18 protein-coding genes are annotated in these 19,792 nt (G+C 67.5%); 13 read left to right on the forward strand and 5 right to left on the reverse strand.

Annotated elements, in window-relative coordinates:
* The first annotated feature begins 111 nt into the window (after positions 1-111).
* Genes BAY61_RS09945 through BAY61_RS09975 form a run of 7 tightly spaced genes read left to right on the forward strand, consistent with a single transcriptional unit; the run spans position 112 to position 7,831 of the window.
* Positions 112-1,023 carry an alpha/beta hydrolase gene (locus BAY61_RS09945; protein ID WP_091795423.1) on the forward strand — a complete coding sequence of 304 codons (912 nt, stop codon included), beginning with the start codon at positions 112-114 and terminating at the stop codon, positions 1,021-1,023.
* Positions 1,024-1,059: 36 nt separating this feature from the next.
* Positions 1,060-2,685, forward strand: coding sequence for a flavin-containing monooxygenase (locus BAY61_RS09950; protein ID WP_091795425.1), 1,626 nt, complete (start codon positions 1,060-1,062; stop codon positions 2,683-2,685).
* The gene (locus tag BAY61_RS09955; protein WP_091795427.1) at positions 2,682-3,455 is read left to right on the forward strand and encodes an SDR family NAD(P)-dependent oxidoreductase; all 774 of its coding nucleotides are present in this window, start codon (positions 2,682-2,684) and stop codon (positions 3,453-3,455) included. Before BAY61_RS09950 ends, BAY61_RS09955 begins: the two co-directional genes overlap by 4 nt.
* A 21-nt stretch (positions 3,456-3,476) precedes the next feature.
* On the forward strand, positions 3,477-4,952 hold the full coding sequence (locus BAY61_RS09960; RefSeq protein WP_091795430.1) for an NAD-dependent succinate-semialdehyde dehydrogenase: 1,476 nt from the start codon (positions 3,477-3,479) through the stop codon (positions 4,950-4,952).
* Complete coding sequence (locus tag BAY61_RS09965) at positions 4,949-6,190, forward strand: iron-containing alcohol dehydrogenase (RefSeq protein WP_091795432.1); 1,242 nt, start codon at positions 4,949-4,951, stop codon at positions 6,188-6,190. Before BAY61_RS09960 ends, BAY61_RS09965 begins: the two co-directional genes overlap by 4 nt.
* On the forward strand, positions 6,187-7,119 hold the full coding sequence (locus tag BAY61_RS09970) for a 3-hydroxyacyl-CoA dehydrogenase (RefSeq protein WP_091798571.1): 933 nt from the start codon (positions 6,187-6,189) through the stop codon (positions 7,117-7,119). Before BAY61_RS09965 ends, BAY61_RS09970 begins: the two co-directional genes overlap by 4 nt.
* Positions 7,112-7,831: an SDR family NAD(P)-dependent oxidoreductase gene (locus BAY61_RS09975; protein WP_091795435.1), complete on the forward strand. Its 720-nt coding sequence runs from the start codon at positions 7,112-7,114 to the stop codon at positions 7,829-7,831. Before BAY61_RS09970 ends, BAY61_RS09975 begins: the two co-directional genes overlap by 8 nt.
* 27 nt (positions 7,832-7,858) lie before the next feature.
* Here the strand turns inward: BAY61_RS09975 and BAY61_RS09980 are convergent, their stop codons facing one another.
* Both BAY61_RS09980 and BAY61_RS09985 read right to left on the reverse strand, forming a co-directional pair.
* Positions 7,859-8,671, reverse strand: a complete 813-nt coding sequence (locus tag BAY61_RS09980) for an alpha/beta fold hydrolase (RefSeq protein ID WP_091795437.1) — start codon at positions 8,669-8,671, stop codon at positions 7,859-7,861.
* An 80-nt stretch (positions 8,672-8,751) separates the two neighbouring features.
* Positions 8,752-10,155: a mannitol dehydrogenase family protein gene (locus tag BAY61_RS09985; RefSeq protein ID WP_091795439.1), complete on the reverse strand. Its 1,404-nt coding sequence runs from the start codon at positions 10,153-10,155 to the stop codon at positions 8,752-8,754.
* Positions 10,156-10,298: 143 nt separating this feature from the next.
* Between BAY61_RS09985 and BAY61_RS09990 the strand changes: the two genes are divergently transcribed.
* The 4 genes from BAY61_RS09990 to BAY61_RS10005 are packed head-to-tail and all read left to right on the forward strand — an operon-like array spanning position 10,299 to position 13,984.
* Positions 10,299-11,219: a DUF6772 family protein gene (locus BAY61_RS09990; RefSeq protein WP_091795442.1), complete on the forward strand. Its 921-nt coding sequence runs from the start codon at positions 10,299-10,301 to the stop codon at positions 11,217-11,219.
* On the forward strand, positions 11,216-11,548 hold the full coding sequence (locus BAY61_RS09995; RefSeq protein WP_091795444.1) for a hypothetical protein: 333 nt from the start codon (positions 11,216-11,218) through the stop codon (positions 11,546-11,548). The genes BAY61_RS09990 and BAY61_RS09995 overlap by 4 nt, the downstream gene beginning before the upstream one ends.
* Before the next feature lie 10 nt (positions 11,549-11,558).
* Positions 11,559-12,860: an MFS transporter gene (locus BAY61_RS10000; protein ID WP_091795446.1), complete on the forward strand. Its 1,302-nt coding sequence runs from the start codon at positions 11,559-11,561 to the stop codon at positions 12,858-12,860.
* Positions 12,861-12,910: 50 nt separating this feature from the next.
* Positions 12,911-13,984, forward strand: a complete 1,074-nt coding sequence (locus BAY61_RS10005; RefSeq protein WP_091795449.1) for a LacI family DNA-binding transcriptional regulator — start codon at positions 12,911-12,913, stop codon at positions 13,982-13,984.
* A gap of 5 nt (positions 13,985-13,989) precedes the next feature.
* On the opposite strand, the gene BAY61_RS10010 is transcribed toward BAY61_RS10005, so the two are convergent.
* Positions 13,990-15,309 carry an Nramp family divalent metal transporter gene (locus tag BAY61_RS10010; RefSeq protein ID WP_338061446.1) on the reverse strand — a complete coding sequence of 440 codons (1,320 nt, stop codon included), beginning with the start codon at positions 15,307-15,309 and terminating at the stop codon, positions 13,990-13,992.
* Positions 15,310-15,370: 61 nt separating this feature from the next.
* Positions 15,371-16,075, reverse strand: a complete 705-nt coding sequence (locus tag BAY61_RS10015; RefSeq protein WP_170140049.1) for a GntR family transcriptional regulator — start codon at positions 16,073-16,075, stop codon at positions 15,371-15,373.
* Positions 16,076-16,226: 151 nt separating this feature from the next.
* Between BAY61_RS10015 and BAY61_RS10020 the strand changes: the two genes are divergently transcribed.
* Positions 16,227-17,576, forward strand: a complete 1,350-nt coding sequence (locus BAY61_RS10020; protein WP_091795456.1) for an FAD-dependent oxidoreductase — start codon at positions 16,227-16,229, stop codon at positions 17,574-17,576.
* 11 nt (positions 17,577-17,587) lie between these two features.
* Here the strand turns inward: BAY61_RS10020 and BAY61_RS10025 are convergent, their stop codons facing one another.
* Positions 17,588-18,469, reverse strand: a complete 882-nt coding sequence (locus BAY61_RS10025) for a LysR family transcriptional regulator (RefSeq protein WP_091795458.1) — start codon at positions 18,467-18,469, stop codon at positions 17,588-17,590.
* A 121-nt stretch (positions 18,470-18,590) separates the two neighbouring features.
* Between BAY61_RS10025 and BAY61_RS10030 the strand changes: the two genes are divergently transcribed.
* Positions 18,591-19,781, forward strand: coding sequence for a CaiB/BaiF CoA transferase family protein (locus BAY61_RS10030; RefSeq protein WP_170140048.1), 1,191 nt, complete (start codon positions 18,591-18,593; stop codon positions 19,779-19,781).
* Positions 19,782-19,792: the final 11 nt, after the last annotated feature.

Raw genomic sequence — 19,792 nt, forward strand, 5'->3', positions numbered from 1 at the left:
GTCGAGTGTTGGGCACGAGCGGGGCGGCCGAGTGTGTCACTGTGAGAGCGCGGTGTCGCATTTTGCGACGGCCCTCGCCACCGGCGCGGTGGCCGGGTCAGTCTCGTCGGTATGACGCGACCCGAACCCCGCGACCTCCTCGGCGAGATCTACGCCCAGTGGGCCGTTGAGATGGCAGCGCAGCCGGAGATGTCGACCAGGTTGCTGCGGATCCTGTTCGACGACTGGCAGCGCGCCACCGCCGAACCCGAATCCGTGACCTACCAGCACACCGAGATCGGCGGCGTGCCCGGCATCAGGGTGCGCCCGCACGACGCGAACACCTCGCGGGTCCTTGTCGTCCTGCACGGCGGCGGGTTCGCGCTCGGTTCGTCGGCGAGCCACCGCAAACTGGCGGGGCATCTGGCGAAGGCGTGTGGCGTCGAGGCGTTCGTCGCCGATTTCCGGCTGGCTCCGGAACATCCCTACCCCGCCGCCGTCGAGGATGGACTGAGCGTCGTCGACGGGCTGCTCGCCTCCGGCCACGACATCGGTGACATCACGCTGGTCGGCGACAGCGCGGGCGGAAACCTGGCGATCGCGGTGGCACTGCGGCTGATGGCGGCCGGAAGGGCGCTGCCACGCCAGGTGCTGACGATGTCCCCGTGGCTCGACATGGAGAACAGCGGCGCCACGATCGACATCAACGACGCGACCGACTTCCTCATCACGCGCGAAGGCTTACAGGCCAACATCGATCGCTACCTCAGCGGCGGCGCCAGCCCGGTCGATCCCTTCGTGAACCCGCTGCTCGCCGACCTCACCGGCTTTCCCCGCCTCTACATCTGTGCCGGAGACGTCGAATCCCTCTTCGACGACAGCGTCCGGCTGCACCGCCTTGCCCAGAAGTGCGGTGTCGACGTGACGTTCTCCGTCGGCGAAGGGCAGCAGCACGTCTACCCGTTCCTGGCCGGACGGCACGAGCGCGCCGACGCCGAGATCGCCGCGATGGCCGCCTGGTACGCGGCCGGCTACCACTCCTGATCAAGCACTGACCAGCACACTCCACGAGGACACGACATGACTCAACGATCAGCTTTCGACGCCGTGATCATCGGCGCCGGATTCTCCGGTCTCGCCCTGCTGCATCACCTGCGCGAGATCGGGCTCGACTGCGCCGTCGTCGAAGCGAGCGATGGCGTCGGCGGCACGTGGCAGGCCAACCGGTATCCCGGAGTCCGCACCGACAGCGAGTTCCACTACTACTCGTTCTCCTTCTCCAAGGAGGTTCGCGAGGAGTGGACGTGGAGCGAGCGCTACCCCGGTGGCAAGGAAGTGCTGGCATACCTCAACTTCGTCGCCGACCGGCTCGATCTGCGCAAGGACATTCAGCTCCGGTCCAGGGTCAGCTCGGCAGTCTGGGACGAGGACAGTGGAAAGTGGACGGTCGAATTGGAGGACGGCCGCACCCTCACCGGAACCTATCTGCTCAGCGGTATGGGTGTGCTGTCCCAGCCGGTCTACCCGGCGATCCCCGGCATCGAGTCGTTCACCGGCGAGTGCTATCACACCGCGGACTGGCCGCGCGAGGGCGCGGACCTGGCAGGCAAGCGGGTCGGCCTGATCGGGCTCGGCGCGTCCGGCATCCAGGTCGTGCCCGTCGTCGCCAAACAGGCCGGTGAGTTCTTCGTCTTCCAGCGCACGCCGAACTACGTCGTGGAGACCACCAACGAGCAGGTCTCGCCCGAGCAGATGCGGCACGTGCGCGAGAACTACGACGAGATCTTCGAGCAGGCGGCTGGACATCCTTTCGGCGTGGCAATGGAACCCGCCCGCTACAGCGCCTTGGAGGTCGGTGAGGACCAGCGGCGCGAGATCTTCGAAAGCAAGTGGGAGGAGGGCGGCTTCCACTTCGCCAACGAGTGTTTCACCGACCTGGCCTCCAACCACGAGGCCAGCGAACTGGCCTCGGAGTTCATCCGGGGCAAGATCCGCGAGATCGTGCGCGATCCGGACACCGCGGAACTGTTGTGTCCCAAGAACTACTCGTTCAATGGCAAGCGGGTGCCTACCGGGCACGACTACTACGCCACGTTCAACAGGGACAACGTCCACCTCGTCGACGTCAAGACCACGCCGATCACCGAGGTGACGCCGCGCGGCCTGAAAGTGGGGGAGCGCGAGTACGAACTGGACGTGCTCATCGTCGCCACCGGCTTCGACGCGATGACCGGAACGCTGACCACGATCGACATCGTCGGCCGCGACGGGATCGTGCTGCGCGACAAGTGGGACCGGGAAGGCTTGCGCACCAATCTCGGGATCTCGGTGCACGGCTTCCCGAACTTCTTCATGTCACTGGGTCCGCAGACGCCCTACTCGAACCTTCCCGTGCCCATCCAGCTCGGCGCGCAATGGCTGCAACGCCTGCTCTCCTGGGCCCGTGACAACGATGTTCCCCTGATCGAGGCGACAGCCGAGTCCGAGCAGTGGTGGGTCGAGGAATGCGAACGTGCGGGCGAGGCGACCGTCATGAGTTCCGAAGGAGAAAAGGCCGGCGCGTGGTTCCTCGGCAAGAACGTTCCGGGCAAGCCGAAAGCCTTCCAGGTCTACATGGGCGGCGGCCAGGTCTATCAGGAGTTTTGCCGTGCGGCGGAACAGGACGAGTACCGCTCGTTTCGCGCCGACCTCCAGGTGCGGGCATGACCGGCAGGCTCGCGGGAAAGACCGCGATCATCACCGGAGCCTCCTCGGGCATGGGCAGGGTCACCGCCGAGTTGTTCGCGGCCGAAGGCGCGGCGGTCGCGCTGGTCGACATCGGTGACGAGGCGGGAGAACAAGCCGCGGCGGCCATCACCGCCGACGGCGGAGAAGCCCGGTACTGGCACCTCGACGTCAGCGACGAGCGGCGGATCGAGACGGTGTTCGGCGAGGTGGTCTCGCGCTGGGGCGCGCTCGACATCCTCGTCAACTGCGCCGGGGTCATCGGCCCCGACAAACCGACGCACGAGGTGACCGAAGCGGAGTTCGACGCGTTGTTCGCCGTCGACGTCAAGGGCGTGTTCTTCTGCACCAAACACGCGGTGCGGCACATGATCGGGAACCGGAGAGGCAGCATCGTCAACTTCTCCTCGATCTACGGCCTCATCGGCAACGACGAGTTCACCACCTACCACGTCGCCAAAGGCGCGGTGACCATGCAGACCCGCCAGGACGCCGCGACGTACGGCAGGTACGGCATCCGGGTCAACTCCGTGCATCCCGGCACGGTCCGCACGCCGCTCGTCGACGGTATCGCCGCCGAATACCCGGGCGGCCTGCCCGCGTACGAGGAAATGATGACGGCCAACCAGTCGCTGCGACGCCTCGGTTTGCCCATCGACGTGGCCTATGGCGTGCTGTACCTCGCCTCCGACGAAGCGGGCTGGGTGACCGGCGTCAACCTCCCGCTGGACGGTGGCTACACCGCTCGCTGAGCATTCCAGAAAGGACACTCGATGAGTTCCACGGTGGTCCATGGCCGGGTCGTACCGACCGGCCTCTACATCGACGGCGCCTGGCGCGCCGGGGTGAAGACCTTCGATGTCACCGACCCGGCGACCGGAAAGGTCATCGCCGAGGTCGCCGACGCCACCGGCACCGAAGCGGTCGAAGCACTCGACGCGGCCGCCGCGGCACAGGACGCGTGGGCAGCGTGGGCGCCGCGCGCTCGCGCGGACCTTTTCCATGCGGCACACCGGTTGCTGACCGAACGCGCGGAGGACTTCGCGGTCGTCATGACCGCCGAAAGCGGCAAGCCGCTCGCCGAATCGCGGGCCGAGTTCGCGCTGTCCGCCGGGTTTTTCCAGTGGTACGCCGAACAAGTCGCTCATCTGCACGGCACCTACGCGCACGGTTCGCCAGGCGGGTACCGGATCGTCACGACCCACCAGCCGGTCGGCCCGAGCCTGCTCATCACGCCGTGGAACTTCCCGTTGCTGATGTCAGCGCGCAAAGCGGGCGCGGCGCTGGCGGCGGGGTGCACGGCGGTGATGAAGAGCGCGCAGGAGACACCCTTGACCGGCGCGCTGTTCGTACAGACCCTGCACGAAGCCGGATTCCCCGCAGGCGTGGTGAACCTGCTGCACACGACGACGTCCCCGGCGATCTCCGACGCCGTGATGGACGACCGGCGATTGCGCAAGATCAGTTTCACCGGCTCGACGGGGGTAGGCAGTCATCTGCTGCGCAAGGCGGCGGGCAACATCGTCAACGCCTCGATGGAACTGGGCGGTGACGGCCCGTTCGTCGTGCTCGCCGACGCCGACGTCGACCTCGCCGTGGAGCAAGCGATCGTGTGCAAGTTCCGCAACGCGGGGCAGGCGTGTGTCGCGGCCAACCGGATCATCCTGCACTCTGACGTCGCGGCCGAGTTCACCGAGAAGTTCCTGGCCCGCGCGCGGGAACTGCGGGTGGGCAACGGATTCGGCGAGGGAGTGGACGTCGGCCCGATCATCAGCGAACGGCAGCGCGACAGGGTGGTGCGGCTCGTCGGCAGGTTCCGTGACCAGGGCGCAGAGGTTCTGCTCGGCGGGGAACCGGTCGATGGTCCAGGCAGCTTCTTCGAACCGACGGTGCTGCGCGTGGACTCGCGCGACCGCGAACTGTGCGGGGAGGAACTGTTCGCCCCGCTCGCCGCGATCTACACCGTAGCGTCGGTGCGGGAGGCGGTGGAGTTCGCCAACGACAGCGACTACGGGCTCGCGGCCTATCTGTTCACTCGCGACGTTTCTCGCGCGGTGGCGATCGCCGAGAAGCTCGACTTCGGCATGGTCGGGGTCAACAGGGGCATCATGGCCGATCCGGCCGCCGCGTTCGGCGGGACCAAGGCGTCAGGGCTCGGCCGGGAGGGCGGGCACGACGGTATCTACGAATTCCTCGAACCCAAGTATCTGGCCATCACGGTCGACGAGACGGAGGCGATCGGCGCATGAGCGGCGGCAACGAACTCGGCCTGGGACTGCTCCGCCAGCCCTCGACCGTCCTGTTCGGACCTGGACAGCGCAGGCAGCTGCCCGCGCTCGTCGCCGCCCATGGCGACCGGGCGCTGTTGTGCACCGACGAGCGCATGGCGGGCGAGCCGGTCTTCCATGAACTCGCCGAGGCGATGCGGGGCAGGGGAATCGAGGTCAGCGTGTACTCGAAGGTCGAACCTGACCTGCCTCGCGGCAACCTGCTCGACGTGGCCGAGGTCCACGCGGGAGCACGATTCGACGTCGTGGTCGGCATCGGTGGCGGCAGCGTGCTCGACTTCGCCAAGCTCGCCGCGATCCTGCTTGCGCGCGGTGGCGACGTGGGCGAGCTCTACGGCGAGAACATGGTGCCAGGACCCGGTTCTCCGTTGATCACCGTGCCCACCACCGCGGGCACCGGGGCCGAGGTCACCTGTATCTCGGTGGTGTTCGACCCGGACAAGGGCATGAAGATCGGCGTGGCGAGCCCGCACCTCGAAGCAGCGGCCGCGGTGATCGACCCGGAACTGACGCTCACCTGCCCGCCCGGCCTCACCACCGCGACCGGAGCCGACGCGCTCAGTCATCTCGTCGAAGCCTTCACCGGTCGAGCGAAGAACCCGTCGCCGCGCGAGATCGAGGACCATCTCTACATTGGGAAGAACCTGCTGACCGACCTCTATTGCAGGGAAGGTCTCGCGCTGGTCAACACGTCCTTCGCGCGTGTGGTGGCCGATCCTTCCGATCTGGGGGCGCGCGCGGACACCATGCGGGCGGCCTTCAGCGCGGGAATGGCGATCAACACGGCGGGAACAGCTGGGGCGCACGCGATCCAGTCACCGATCGGGGCGCTGACCCACACCGCGCACGGGCTCGGTGTCGGTGCGCTCTTGCCGTACGTCATGCGGTTCAACCTGCCGGAACGGGTCGCCGAATTCGCCGAGATCGGCCGGATACTGGGAGTTGCAACGCAGGAGGCGAGCCCGGAAGCCCAGGCACACGAGGGGATCCGGCGGATCGAGGACCTGCTCGGCACGCTCGGTTGCCCACTGAACCTCAAGGACCTCGGCCTCGAACCACGGCACTTCGACAAGGTCGCCGAGCAGGCGTTGCTGGCGACCCGGCTGACCGCCAACAACCCCAGGGAACTCGACCACGGCAGCATTGTGGCGATTCTCGAACGCGGCTACGCCGACGACAGGTCACCGTGGACAGTGTGAGCCCCGCGAACACGGTAGCCGTGCTGGGCGCGGGATCCATCGGGGTGGCGTTCGCGATCGTGTTCTCAAGGGCGGGGTTTCCGGTCAGGGTGTGGGATCCGGACCCGGCCGCACCGGCCAGGGCGGGACACGACCTGCGTGACCGGTTGACGCGGCTGCGCCAGCACGGGTTGCTGGACGAGGAACCCGGTGTCGTCGCCGCGCGGGTCGCGTTCGTGCCGAGCGTCGCCGACGCCGTGGACGGCGCAGGTCTGGTGCAGGAATGCGCTCCGGAACGAGCCGAGGTGAAACGGGAGCTGTTCGCCAAGGTCACCACGCTCACCGGACCTGAGGTCGTGCTCGCCAGTTCGAGTTCGGCCATCCCGGCGAGTGTGCTCGCCGAGGGGCTTGCCTCGGCGGGACGGATCCTGATCGGACATCCCGGTAATCCGCCCTACCTGTTGCCCGTCATCGAGGTCGTTCCCTCGCCCGAAACGGAACAAGGCATCGTCGAGCGAGCGTCCACTGTGTACAGGGCGGCGGGTTTGCGGCCGGTCGAGCTTCGCCGCGAGGTCGAGGGATTCGTGTTCAACCGGCTCCAGGGCGCGCTGCTGAGGGAGGCGTACTGCCTGTTGCGCGACGGTGTCGCCGATGTCGAGGACATCGACAGCGTGGTGCGGCTCGGGCTCGGCCGCAGGTGGTCGGTCGTCGGCCCCTTCGAAACCGCCGACCTCAACACGCGGGGCGGGATCGGCGCGCACGCCGAGAAGATGGGTCCTTCCTACGAACGGATGGGAGCCGAGCGGGGTCAGCACGACCCGTGGACACTGGAGCTCGTGGCCCGCGCGGTGGCCCAGCGCCGCGCGATGCTGCCGCTTGCCGAATGGGACGAGCGCGTCCGGTGGCGCGACGAACGATTGATGGAACTGGAAAGGAACAACCGTGACTGACACTCTCACCGGCAAAGTCGCCTTCGTGACAGGGGGAGCGCAGGGTATCGGCGCCGCGATCAGCGCGCGGCTCGCCGAAGAGGGAGCGACGGTCGTCGTCGGCGACCTGAATACCGGCGATCCGGGGACGGTCGCGCTGGACGTCACCGACCCCGCGTCGGTCGCGGCCGCCGCGAAGACCACCGTCGAGCGCCATGGACGCGTGGACATCCTCGTCAACAACGCGGGGATCAGCAACGACACCCCGACTCTCGACCACAGCGACGAGGAGTGGCATCGCATCATCGGGGTCAACCTGACCGGAGCGTTCTTCGCCTCGCGCGAATTCGGCCGTCACCTGGAAAGCGGCGGCGCGATCGTCAACATCTCCTCGATCGCGGCATTGCTGGCCGGCCGCCCCGAACGGCACGTCGCCTACGACGTGAGCAAGGCTGGGATCATCGCGCTGACCAGGACACTCGGGGTCGAATGGGCGCCGCGCGGGATCCGCGTCAACGCCGTGGCTCCCGGCTACACCGACACCCCGATCCTGCGCAACGTCGGTTCGTCCGCGCCCGAAGTCCTCGACGAATGGCGCTCGCAGGTTCCTCAGAGCAGGCTGATCGACCCGGACGAAATCGCCTCCGTGGTCACGTATCTGGCTTCGCCCGGCGCCTCGGCGATCACCGGGCAGGTCGTCGTCGCCGACGCCGGGTACACCGCCTCGGCCTGACCTCGGTTTCACCGGCGTGCCGTGCGGTCACTCCTTCTCAAGAAAGAACGCCGTGAGGACGGGGCCGAGGTGAGCCGGATCGGCGACGTGCCCGGTGGCGGGAATCGTGACGTGCTGTCCCGAGGGCAGGCAGGCGGCAGCGGCGTCCGCCGCACTGCCGAAGTAGTCGGCGGGCAGCCCAGCCATGTGGACATCGCCCGCGATACTGGTGGTCAGCAACACCGGTTGGGTCACTCGGGCCAGCCGGTCGCGGGGTGGGGGACCGGCGCCGATGCAGGCGGCGTCGTAGCGGAGTGTCGGGGCGAGGGAGAGCAGACCCGGCCACATCGGCGTGGATTCCGCGGCTGTGATTTGTTCGCCGGAAGCGCCGGCCAGGCGCATGAACAGTCGTAGCGCACCTGCCATGTCGCCCGCGTACAGCGTGTCGGCGAGTTCGCGAGTGTAGTCGTGCCAGGCGGCGACCATGTCCTCAGTGGTCTGATAGGGCACCTCGTGGACGGCGACCCGGTTGATCGGAAGTCCGGCGGCGGTCGCTTCGAGAGCGAGCGCACCGCCGGATGAAGCTCCGAAGAGGTGGGCCGGACCGCTTCCCGTGGCTTCGATGACGGCGGCGAGATCCTCGATCTCGCGTTGTACCGCGTAAGGTGCGGTGTCGCCGCTGCCGCCGCGGCCCCGGCGGCTGTAGTTGACTACCGTGAAGCGCGAGGCCAGCCATTCGCCGAGCGGGATGTTCTCACCGCCGTCGTCCAGCCCGCCACCGACGAGCACGAGCGCCGGGCCTCGGCGACCGAGAATGTCGTAGCTGATGCGGGTCCCGTCGCGCGAGGTCGTGTAGGACATGAGTTCCCCTCGATGAGTCCTGATTCGCGACATTATGCTCGGATCCGGCGATTGAGGGAACTCCATGGCAGTGGCGGAGTTCAGCCGCGACCGTAGTAGTCGTAGGCAGCGCGGAAGTCGGCCGTGAAGCGCTTGTCGTCGCCGAGGTCGCCGAACCATTCCCGGTTTCCGAGGAACCCGGCGGGGTCGGTGCCGGCGGCCCGCGCGGCAGCGGCGAGGCGTTCGGCTTGCCTGTCGTCGAGCGGTCCTCCCTCGCTCAGGTTCCTTACCGTTCGGACGGCCCACGCGGCGAGCACGCTCGCCGACGCCGGTGCGGGCTCGCCCTCGCGGGACAGTCGCGTCGCGACGGGCACGAGGAACTTCGGCAGCCGGTCACTGGCGTCGGTGGCGATCCTGGCGAGCGTGTCGCGGATGTTCGGGTTGGCGAATCGCTCCGTGAGTTCGGTCAGGTACTGATCGAGGTCGATGCCGGGAACGGGACGCAACGTGCGGACCGCTTCGGCGAGGTAACGCCGGACGAGCCCGGTGACCTCCGGGTCCGCCATGGCCTCGTGGACGTAGGTGTGACCGCGCAGCAGCCCGGTGTGCGCGATGGCCTGGTGACTGCCGTTGAGCAGGCGGATCTTCATGAGCTCGTAAGGGGCGACGTCGGCGACGGGTTGCGCACCCGCGTCCTCCCACGGTGGCCTGCCGAGAGGGAAGTCGTCTTCGAAGACCCATTGGGTGAACGGTTCGCAGACGACGGGCCAGCCGTCTTCGATGCCGAACGTGTCGCGCACCAGCGCGCGCTCGGCGTCGGTGGTCACCGGGGTGATGCGGTCGACCATACTGTCCGGAAAGGACACCGTGTCCTCGATCCAGCCGGCGAATTCCTCGCCGTAGGCCAGCCGCGCGAACGCGACCAGCGCACGGCGGGTGACTTCGCCGTTACCGGGCACGTTGTCGCAGGAGACCACGGTGAACGGCGCGAGCCCCCTTTCGCGGCGCAGGTGCAGTCCCTCGGCGAGGATCCCGAAAACGGTACGGGGATTCCGCGCGCCCACGTCCGCGAGAATGCCGGGGTCGGCGGTATCGAATTCGCCCGTGACGTCGGAGGTGTTGTAGCCGCCCTCGGTGATGGTCAGCGACACGATGCGAATGCCGGGTGAGGCAAGGTGTTCCCGCACCCGGTCCGGTTCGGACGGTGCGTGCAGGAAGTCGACGATCGAGGCGATGCGGGTCGCGGTCCGGTGGCCGTCGCCGCCGAGTTCGACGAGCGTGTAGGTGAAGTCCTGGGCACGCAGGATCTCGCCCAGCCGCTCGTCGCGCGGGAACAGGCCGACCCCGACGATTCCCCAGTCGCGTGCCTTGCCCTGCCGCAGCAGCCGGTCGAGGTAGGCGGCCTGGTGCGACCGGTGGAAGTTCCCGACTCCGAAGTGCAGGATCCCCGCGCTGACCTCCGCTCGGTCGTACGTCGGCGTGTGCACGCCACCACTGTTCGTCATCGGTACTCCTTTGTGGTCACGCGCCGTCGGCGTGTTGCGGTGTGGGGTCAATCACGTGCTCGGGTCGGCCGGGCTTGACGTATGGTCCCCAATGTACTCATGATAAATCGATTGTTCACGAAGACTTACCCTTCGAGAGAGATATGACAAGCACCGGCTTCTTCAATCCCCTTCCACATGTCCTGGTCGCCGACGACTTCGACAGGGGAATGAGCGGATGGCTCGACCTGCGTCCGAACTTCGTCGCCCCCGGCTTCCGCGAGCATTCCGACGACATCGATCTGATCCATTGGGGACCGGCGATGCTCAGCTCGGCGACGTTCGCCTTCGGTGGCACCCATGGCTCCGCGCAGGGCACCTATTCGCTCAAAGTGTCCAGTCGGGCCTCGGCGGCGCCGCCGGACCAGCCGCCCGCCCCGGGGTCGATGGGGCTGGCGATCAAACGGCTCGCCGTCCCGCCTGGGGTCCGGCGCGTGCGGATCGAGGCGCTCGTGGCCTACAAGGCCGAACAGGACCGGCCCGGCCTCGGAGTGAACGACGTGCGGGCGTTCGGGCTCTTCGTCGACCTACAGGACGAGGTGCACCGCTACATGCCGGGCGTGCGGTATGTGAACGCCGTGGCCGGTGAACCGGTGCGGCGCTGGCAGTTCTACAGTCCTGCCGAGGTCACCGACGAACAATGGAGCTACGGGACGGACGGGTGGCACAAGGCGGGGATCGATCCACAATGGTTCGGTGCTCGCCGCGCCGACGGTTCGACCGTCGCCACGACCTGGTTCGCCGACGGCAGGCAGCATCTCATCTACAACGAGTCCGACGACAAGCTGAACTGGATGCCGCTTTCGCTTACCGTCGATCTCGAAACTCGCTCCTACGAGCGGTTCCAGGTGGGAAACCGGCTGCTGACCTTTCCCGAGGGAGCGCGTCCCACGCTGGCGCGGGCATACAACGACATCGAGGGCCTGCTGAACCCGGTGTTCTTCGTCGAGGCCGACACCGACCGGCGCGTCTCGCTTTTCGTGGACTCCGTCGTCATTTCCGCGGAGAAGAGGGAAGACTCGTGAAGAACTTCTACACCTCCGTCGTCGAGTTGCGGCAGCGCTTCGACGACGTCGTCGAGACCCATCCGTACGAGTGCGGCTGGGCGGACGAGGCCATCTTCTTCGTCGAGACGCACGACCTCGCGCCAGGGACGGCACTCACGCTCCGCGTGCAGGTGAGCCCGGACGGCATCCGGTGGCTGGACGAGGGTACCGAGCTGGAACTCACCGGCACGGCCTTCGTCCGGGTAGGACATTTCGGCGGCTTCTTACGGCTGGCGGGCACCGCCGTCGACGGCGAGGGGCAGCCGGTACCGGTCACCGTCTCCGTCCGGCTCGCACTGAAAGGATGAGCGGGAAACAATGACGTTTCGAATCAACAAGGCGACCATCGGGGCGACCGTAGGCACGGCGCTGGAATGGTACGACTTCTCCCTCTACGCGACAGCGAGCGCGGTCGTGTTCCCCGCGGTCTTCTTCCCTTCGGGTGACCCGTTTTTGGCGACGCTGGCCTCGTTCGCGACCTTCGCGGTGGGGTTCTTCGCGCGGCCCGTCGGCGGGGTGATCATCGGCATCCTCGGTGACCGGTACGGGCGCCGCCAGATGCTGTTCCTCACCCTGGTTCTGATGGGGATCTCCTCGGCGCTCATCGGATTCATCCCGAACTACGCCTCGATCGGCGTCGCGGCTCCCGTACTGCTGATCGTGTTGAGAATCCTCCAGGGGTTCGGTGCCGGTGGCGAGTACGCGGGCGCCACATTGCTGGCCGCCGAACATTCCCAGACCTCCTCGCGCGGGCTGAACGCGGCACTTCCTGGCGCAGGCAACGCCGCGGGAGCCCTGCTGGCGACCGGTGTGCTGACGTTGCTGAACACCACCATGTCACGGGAGGCGTTCCTGTCCTGGGGATGGCGGGTGGCGTTCATCGCCAGCATCCTGGTGTGCGTCGCGGGCGTCGTGATCCGCCTTCGCGTTCCGGAGAGCCCCGAGTTCGAGGGCTCCAAGGAGAAAAAGGACGTTCCGAGGGTGCCGCTTTCGGAGCTGTTCCGCTCCTCCGGCCGCAAGATCCCGTTCGCGATGCTCGCCAGTATCGGCCCCAACGTGGCCAGCTACCTTCCCTCGGTCTACGCCCTGACCTACCTGGCTTCGGTGGTCGGCGCTCCCGAATGGATCGGGCTCACCGGGATCATGATCGGCAACTTCCTCAAGCTGCTGACGATCCCGGTCGCGGGCTGGCTCTCGGACCGGTTCGGCAGACGGCCGGTGTTCCTCAGTGGAGCCATCGGCGCGGCCGTGCTCATCTACCCGTTCTTCTTCCTGCTCAACACCGGAACCCCGGTGCTGGTCTGGATCGGGCTCGTGCTCATCTTCACGCTGTGCAACGACGCGATGCTCGCCGCGCAGTCGGGCTTCATGTCCGAACTGTTCGACGTGCGCTACCGCTACACCGGTGTGACGTTCAGCAGGGAGATCACCGGCGCGCTCGTCGGCGGCACGCTGCCCTTCGTCGCCGCCGCGCTGACCGAGGTGGCGGGCGGAGCCTACTGGCTCGTCGCGCTCTACTGCCTCGTGCTGATGGCGCTGGCCGCGCTCGGCATGTTCCTGCTGCCGGAGACGCGCGCGCTCGTGGCGCCGCGAACCGCGGCCGCGCGGGAGGAGCGGTGACCGGGCAGCCGGGATAGTCCCGGCCGGGACCCGGCAGGCATAGTTGAGGCATGACGGGACGCACTTCGAAGCAACAGGGCAGGCCGCGACGGCAGAGCGGCGACGTCCGGCTCGCCGACGTCGCCGCCGCCGCGCGGGTTTCCGCTCCGCTGGCATCCCGCATTCTCAACGCCGATCCGTTGGTCAGGGCCACCCCGGAGACCAAGGCACGGGTTCTCGAAGCCGCCGAGCAACTCGGCTACGTTCCCAACATCGCCGCGAAAACCCTCCGCCAGCGGCGGACGGGCCTGCTCGGTCTCGTCGTGCACAACCTGTCCAGTCCCATCTATCTCGACCTGCTACAGGGCGCGCGCACCGAGGCCGCCGCGAACAACTACTTCCTCGTGCTCGGCGACGTCGACGAACTGCTCACCGACGAGGAGGCATACCGGATCCTCGTCAACGGCAAACGGGTCGACGGGCTGATCGTCCAGGGTGGGCACGGCGAATTCGATCAGCACATCGCGGAGATCGCCCGCGCGCTGCCGACCGTCATCGTCAACGCGCCGCCGAAGCTGACCGGCACCGTCGCCCCGCTCGTGGCTCCCGACGAGGGTGCCGCGACGAGGATGCTCACCGAGTACCTGCTGGCGCTCGGGCACACCAGGATCGGGCTCATCTCGGGGCCTTACGAGTCGCCGACGAACGTGCTCAGGACCAACGGCGTGCGCGAAGCGCTCGCCGAGGCCGGGGCGATCCTGCGCGAGGAGGACACCGTCCATCTCACGTGGTCGGCCGAGGCGGGCAGGGCCGGGCTGCGCGAGCTGGCCACCCGGTGGGACGGCCCTGGTGACCGGCCCACCGCGCTCATCGGCGGAAACTCGCTCATCGGTATCGGGATGCTCAGGGCAGCCGCCGAACTGGACATCGCGGTGCCCGCCGAGCTGTCGATCGCCGCCGTGCACGACACCTGGATCAGCGAGCATCTCGTGCCGTCGCTGACCACGGTCAGCCTGCCACTGCGGGAAATGGGCGAGACCGCCGTCCGGTTGCTCCTGTCCGAACCGCCACGAGCGCGGCAGACGATCATCTCCGACCCGCCGCCGCGACTGCACGTGCGAGCATCGACCGCCGCGCCCGGCTAGGCCGGTCACAGTATTCCGGCGATGGCCTGGTAGGAAGCCCAGAGGCCGACGCCCCCGACGACGAGCAGCGCCACGGTCTCCCACCACCGGTTGACGTATCGCCGCTGCATGTACTTCTTGCTCGTGGTCAGCACGAAGATGCCGACGATGATGACCGGTCCCGCGAGCGCGGCAAGCGCGTTGACCAGGATCGTGAGTTCTACAAAGGACGGCATGACGGGCAGGGAGAAGGTCAGCGGGAGCACCAGCAGGAAAACTCCCTGAAGCCAGCGGAAAGCCGGCTTCTTCTCGAAATCCTCACTGGCCACTTCGGACTCGGCTCCGCGGGCGCGGAAGGTGTTGGCCACCCCGTCCATCAGCAGCTTCGTCTGACCGTAGGAATACGCGGGGAACGTGGTGAAGGTGATGAAGAACAGGCCGAGCCAGAACAGAACCTGCCCTATCGGGCCGATCGTGCTGCCCAGCAGCATCGCGAGGGCGTTCACGTCGTCGAGCGCGCTGCCCGCGACACTCGTTTCCGCGGCCGTCACCCAGATCGCGAGGTTGATGACGAGGATCACGAGCATGCCGACGCCGAGGTCCACCAGCTGGATCTTGCGATGCCGTGGGGTCAGCCAGCCCTTGTCCTGTAGGAAGTAGTTGTACATCAGGTTGGTCGTCGACCCGCCGACCCCGCCGATCAGCGCGGCCACGATGACGACGCTCTCGATGCCGCCGGTCGTTTCCGGCACCTGGAAGGTCAGTCCCTCAAGGAAGTTCACCGGGTCGAACCCCTGGATCAGCGCGACGGAGCCGAAACTGCACACCAGGATGACGGCGGCGGCACGGGCGATGAACTCGAACGTCGCGTACTGCCGGTGTTTGAACAGCAGTACCAGCGTGACGCCGACGAGTGCCGCCGCGGAATAGAAGACGCCCCATTCGGAATCGCCTGGCCTGCCGATCAGATTGTAGAAGGCGGTACCGGCGCCCTTGATGATGTAGGTCGCGTACCCGAAGCCGAGGACGAACGCGCAGAGCCCCACGATGGCCGGGAGCGGCCGCCAGATCCTGGCGAACCCAGCCATGATGGAGCTGCTCGAACTGTTGTTGCACAAGACGTACTTGGCGATCGCGGAAACGAAAACGTAGCGCGCGAGCAGGGACAGAACCAGCGCCCACATCAGCGCGTAGCCGTAGTCGGCGCCGGACACCGACGACGAGACGAGGTCACCCGCGCTCATCCATGCCAGTGCCATCACGATGCCGGGTCCCAATGCGCGCAGATAGCCTCTTACACCTTGAGGTACTGGGGCCACACCGGTTTGTGTTTCAGGGGCTATCACGCTGGATCACTACTCCTCGTTGAGTGTGTTCGCCGGATATCCGCGGGTGGGTTCGAAGCGGTCAGCCCGCCTCGGTGAAGTCGGGGCGCGGGCTGTCGCCTGCCAGACGCGATTGCAGGAAGCGGGCCCAGGTCGACACGTGCTCGCGCATGGCGCGTTCGGCGAGATCGGCATCGCCGTCACTGATGGCGGTGGCGATGGCGAGGTGCTCTTCGGCCGCTCGCCGCGACCAAGCTGGTGACGCGTGCCCGTAGGCGAGGCGACGGCACAGCCGCACGCGATCGTGGATGGTCGCGAGCAGTTCGATGACGGAGGCGTTCCTGCTGCCTCTGGCGATGGCCTCGTGGAACTCGTTGCCCAGTTCGGCCGCCTCCGTGGGGTCCATGTCGATCGATCCGTCGGCGAGGCCGGTGAACTTCTCCATGAAGGGGGCGAGGTAGGTTTCGCCGACCCGTTCGGCGGCCAGCCGTGCCGCCATTCCCTCCAGTGCTTCGCGTGCCTGGTAAAGGCTTTGCATGTTCTCGGCGCTGAACTCGCGCACGTGCGCGCCGCGCTGGGCGATGATCGAGACGAGGCCGTCGCGTTCGAGTTGCCGCAGCGCCTCGCGGACCGGTACCCGGCTCACCGCGAGTTCGTCGGCGACCACGCGTTCCGGAATGGGGTCGCCAGGCTGGTAGCGGCCGCTCAAGATCCGTGCTCGCAGCTCCTGGCGGATCGCCTCGTATTTGCGCGTACCGCCGTTGTCGTCGCGTTCCCGCGAGGTCATCGCGCCCTCCACCAAGGGTGGTATACCAACATCGTCGTATGGTATACCAGTAGGCGGTTGAGTCAACCCCGGTGCCGACTCGGTGGGGGAGCGGTTCGCGAGTATCCATTTCGGACAGACGTCGGCTCTATCGGCTACAGAGAGAGGAACCATGGAACATCTTGGTGACTACGACACCATCGTCGTAGGTGCGGGAGTAACCGGAATCGTCGCCTCCGTCGCCGCGGCCCGCGCCGGAGCCCGCGTATTGCTCGTGGAAAGCAGCGGAATACTGGGGGGCCTGATCACCGGTGGCAGGCTCACCAAGCCGACCGGCATCGTGCAACCAGGCGTGTATCTCGAATTGATCGAGCGCGCCGCGGCATACGGCGGCGCCGATCCCAATGTCCAAGCCTCCCACTGGGGCACCTACAGCGGGGTTTTCGACACCGAGGTGATGCAGCGGGTCATCATCGAGACCATCGAGGAGGCCGGAGTCGAGGTCCTGCTCTTCGCCCACGTCACCGGTGCGATCAAGGAGGGCGACCGGGTTCGCGGGATCGAACTGCACACCAAGGCCGGACCACAGTTGGCCACCGCGACGACGGTGATCGACGCGAGCGGCGACGGTGACCTCGCCGCGCTGGCGGGGGTCGATTTCATGTACGGCCGCCCGGAAGACGGGCACGTGCAGCCGATGACGAGCTACTTCCGGATCCTGAACGTCCGGTTCTCCGAACTGGCTCAGGATTGCCGTGACCATCCCGCCGACATGCGCGAGCTGGTGATCCCCGACGGCGCCGACCAGAACAACGACGACTACGTGCTCAAGTTCTACATGGCGGGCTTCGAGCAGCGCATCGCCGACGCCCGAGCGGACGGGTTCGACTGGATCATTCCCAAGACTCACCTGCACATGAAAGCCGGGCTGCTGCCTGGCGAGCTCAATGTGAACGCGACCAGGGTCCAGGGCAACGCGCTCGATCCGTGGACCCGCACCAAGGCTGCCATCGAGGTGCGCAAGCAAGCCTATTGCGCGTTCGACTTCCTGCGGAAATACGTGCGCGGCATGGAATCGGCGATCTTCCTCGATGTCGCGCCGGTTCTCGGTGTTCGCGAAACCCGTCGCATCGAGGGCGACTACGTGCTCACCGAAAACGACGTGCGCTCGGAAGCCCGGTTCGCCGACGCCATCGGATTGTCCAACGCCCCACTGGACATTCACGAGCCGGGCGGTGAGGGCGGCGCCATGATCGGCGTCAACAGCGGATACGGAATTCCCTATCGCTGCCTGCTGCCTCGTGGTGTCGAGGGCTTGCTGATCGCGGGCCGCTGCCTTTCCGTCGACTCCGGCGCGTTCGCCTCGACCCGTAACACGCCCGCGTGCGCGATCACGGCGCAAGCGGCCGGAATCGCCGCCGCCGAATGCGCGCGCAGGAACATCACCCCACGGGAACTACCCGCCGACATCGTCCAAAAAGCACTGTCCGAGATCGGGACCTCGCTCGGCGACGGCGCCTGACAGGGGAAGCGCTAGGCGCTCAGCTCTTCCGCCTTGGCGCGGATGAGCTGAGCGACGATGTTCGCCGCCCTTGAGGGCCGCGTGTGCTTGCGGCGGGTGAGGCAGATCCGCACGGGCGCAGCGTCGCGCAGCGGAATCCACACCAGACCCGGGATGTCGGCAGAGGTCTCGAACTTGGCGAGGACGCCGAGACCCGCGCTCTCTGCGACCATCACCTTGAGGCTGCGTGCCGACATCGCCTCGACGACGATGTCGGGATTGCTCACCTGCTGGTGCAGCAACTCCCACAGCGTGGTGCCGTTGCGCATGGTGACGATCGGCCAGGTCTCCAGGTCGCGCCAGTACAGGTGCTCGCGCCCGGCGAGCGGGTGATCGCCGGGCGCGTAGATTCCCATCGGTGCCGAGACGAGCGGCACGCGCCGCAGGCCAGGCGCGGCGGGACTCACCGGAACGGTCACGACCGCGAAATCCAGTTCGCCGTCGAGCACGGCGCGCTCGACCTCGGCTGAACCCCCTTCGCGCACGGTGAACCGCAGGCCCGCGTGCCGCTCGCGCAGCCTGCCCACGACCGGCGCGACGATGGTCTCCGCTGTCACCGAGACCGCCCCGATCCGGACTTTGCCGTGATAGGCGCCGTCGGCGGCCATGGCCGATTCGCGCAGCTCCTCCTCGGCCGCGACGAGCCGTCGTAGCGGTTCGAGCAGTGCCTGGCCCGCCGCCGTCGGCCGCACGCCGTGCTTGCCGCGCGTCAGCAGCACCACGTCGAGTTCTTCTTCCAGCGCGGCGATCTGCTGGCCGACGCTCGGCTGGCTGACCTCGCAGCGGGCCGCCGCGGCCCGCAGCGACCCGGTCTCGATGGCGGCCAGGAAATACCGCACTCGCTCAACCCGCACCGGACAAACATAAAGGCAAAACCTTTCACCCGTAAGTTCCGATCACTTCTTCCTTCCCGCTCACGGGTCAGGACATGCTGTGCCGACTGGAAAAGGCTTCCCGAGGTGAAAGGAATACCTGGTGACCGTTGGCCCACTGAGCGGGGTGCGGGTGCTGGACGTGTCGACGATCCTGGCAGGCCCGCTGGCGTCCTCGCTGCTCGGCGAATTCGGCGCCGAGGTGATCAAGATCGAGCAGCCGGGGGAGGGCGACCCGGCGCGACGCTATCCGCCGCTGGCCGACGACGGCGTCTCCGAGGCGTGGGCGATGCTGGGCCGTACCAAGCGAAGCGTCACGATCGATCTGCACGCGCCCGAGGCGGCGGCGCTGGTCGGAAAGCTCGCCGCGACCGCCGAGGTCGTGGTGACCAACTTCCGTCCCGCGACGCTGCGCCGGTTTCGCATCGACTTCGACGACCTGCGTGCCTACCGGCCGGATCTGGTGATGGTGCACGTGAGCGCGTTCGGCCGCACCGGCCCCTACGCCGACCGGCCCGGTTTCGCCCGCGTGGCCGAGGCGTTCGCCGGACTGACCTACCGCACCGGCGATCCGGAACGGCCCCCGGTGTTCGCGGGCTATCCGGTCGCCGACGGCGTCACCGGCATCTACGCGGCGTTCGCGGCGATGCTCGCGCTGCGGCAGCGGGACCACACCGGTGAAGCGCAACTGGCCGACATTCCCCTCTACGAGCCGTTGTTGCGCATGATGGAGGACTTCGTCGTCGAGTACGGCGTGACCGGCCGAAGTCGTGAACGGCAGGGCAACCGGAATCCGCACATCAGCCCGAACAGCCTCTACCGCACCCGCGACGGCCGCTGGCTCGCCCTGCCCGCCTCGACCGAGCAGATGTGGCGGCGCCTGGTCGCGGTCATGGCCGCACCGGATCTCGCCGTGCACGACACCATGACCGCGCGGCTGGAGAACAGGGACGAGATCGAGTCAAGGGTCGCCGAGTTCGTCGCCGCGCACGATCTGGAGCCGTTGATGGCCCTGCTCGTCGAGGCGGGAGTGGCCGCGGGGCCGGTGAATTCGGCTTCCGACATCGTGGCCGACCCGCACATCAGGGCGCGTGGCTCGGTGGTCGAACTCGCTCGCGGCGAGGGTGAGCCCCGGCTGCCGATGCAGGCGCCGGCGGGCCGGTTCTCCGGTTTCGAGGCCACGATCGGCGGCCGCGCGCCTGGGCTCGGTGAGCACACCGCCGAGGTGCTGCGCGAAGCCGGTGGGCTGACCGGCCCTGAGATCGAGAAGCTGCGCCAACGCGGTGTGATCTGAGCAGAAGGAGC

Source organism: Prauserella marina, from assembly GCF_002240355.1.
GTDB lineage: Bacteria > Actinomycetota > Actinomycetes > Mycobacteriales > Pseudonocardiaceae > Prauserella_A > Prauserella_A marina.